This window comes from Vibrio sp. 10N.222.55.C6 (genome assembly GCF_041473395.1).
Lineage (GTDB): Bacteria > Pseudomonadota > Gammaproteobacteria > Enterobacterales > Vibrionaceae > Vibrio > Vibrio crassostreae_C.
This window is the reverse complement of sequence record NZ_JBFRSD010000870.1, coordinates 1-292: the sequence shown is the minus strand read 5'-3', so window position 1 is coordinate 292 and position 292 is coordinate 1. Positions and strand designations below refer to the sequence as shown.

Annotated in this window: 1 pseudogene; it reads left to right on the top strand. The window is 42.8% G+C overall.

From position 1 onward, the window contains the following. Nucleotides 1–292, top strand: a pseudogene (locus AB4486_RS26625) (hypothetical protein); the annotation flags it as partial.

The following is a 292-nucleotide window of genomic DNA, read 5'->3' as shown; positions in this document are numbered from 1 at the left end:
GTGGTGATGAGTTAAATGTGCCTGTGCTGAGTGCGCAAATCCAATCGTCTCCTAGCTTGATGGAGAAACTCGATAGTATTTATCGACTTCCAAAAGTGAGTCGGAAAAAAGTGCGTGACAGTGCAGCGGATAAACTCAATGTAGTTGTCGAATTTCTGGTTAAAGAAGGGGTGGCTCATTTAGTAAACAAAGAGCGCCAACTCTATGTGATGACGGGAAAATTAGACTTTGTCTACGAGGTGCTCGATTTCATCGATACGCATGAAAAGATCGTTGAGACAGTTAACAAAGC